The organism is Mycobacterium sp. NAZ190054 (assembly GCF_001545925.1).
GTDB lineage: Bacteria > Actinomycetota > Actinomycetes > Mycobacteriales > Mycobacteriaceae > Mycobacterium.
Genome location: NZ_LMVQ01000474.1, coordinates 1 through 1,097, shown reverse-complemented (window position 1 = coordinate 1,097; position 1,097 = coordinate 1). Strand labels below are relative to the sequence as shown.

1 protein-coding gene is annotated in these 1,097 nt (G+C 61.1%); it reads left to right on the top strand.

All coding sequences use genetic code 11. The features are described 5' to 3' along the window. Nucleotides 1–59: 59 nt before the first annotated feature. Nucleotides 60–1,064 (top strand): IS1595 family transposase, encoded by a 1,005-nt coding sequence (locus ASJ79_RS24470; protein ID WP_067961081.1) that lies wholly within the window; start codon nucleotides 60–62, stop codon nucleotides 1,062–1,064. Nucleotides 1,065–1,097: the final 33 nt, after the last annotated feature.

Sequence of the window (1,097 nt, the reverse complement as noted above, 5' to 3'; positions counted from 1 at the left end):
TACTGCTTATCTGCTTAAGTGGACCTATGCTGTTCAGCGTGGGTGTCGAGGGCGCTCCCGTGGGCGGTGTGGACTACCCGCGGACCTATCAAGAATTCCGGGCGTGGTTTCCCGATGACGCCTCGTGTGCAGCGTATTTGGCACGTCTGCGCTGGCCAGACGGCTTTCGCTGTCCCTCGTGCGGCCATGACCGTGCATGGCAAACCTCGACCCAGCACTGGAAGTGCGTGAACTGTGGTCGCAAGACCTCGGTAACAGCGGGAACCATTTTTCATCGCACCCGAACCCCGTTGAGCACGTGGTTCGCCGCCGTCTGGCTGGTCACGTCGCAGAAGAACGGCGCCTCGGCCAAGAATCTGCACGACATGCTCGGCCTTGGCTCGTATGAAACCGCGTGGGCTTGGTTGCACAAAATGCGCCGAGCGATGGTGCGCCCTGATCGAGAGATGCTCACCGAGGTGGTCGAAGTCGACGAGTCCTTCATCGGCGGCCGTGCCAGCGGCAAGCTGGGAGCCTCCACGAGTAAGGCTCCGGTAATGATCGCAGTGGAAAACATTGGCACGCAAGTCAATCGGAAGCTCCGACTCGGCCGAGTGCGCCTCGGCGTCGCTGATTGCCCAGGGTCGAAACAACTCGTCGACTTCGCGCGCACGACCGTTGAACCAGGCTCGGTGATCCGCACCGACGGCGCCCGGATGTTCCGCGTCCTGGCCAACGAAGGGTTCAAGCATGAGTACATCTCCGGCTACAACTCACCAGAACCCGGGCACGTCACCCTGCCTGGGCCACACCGGGTGGCCTCGCTACTGAAGCGATGGAATGCCGGCACTCACCACTACCGCGTCGAACGCGAGCACCTGCAGTACTACCTCGACGAGTTCACCTTCCGGTTCAACCGGCGTCGGTCGACCGCCCGCGGCATGCTCTTCTACCGACTGCTCCAGCAAAGCGTCAATACCGACCCGCACCCGTTGAGTGAGCTTGTCAGCCGCACGTCAGAGCCGTTCTCGTCCAACGACGATGCCACCGAATTCATCACCAGCGATACCTACGGCGAATTCTGATCGCTGCTAGTCCACTTAAGCAGATAAGCAGTA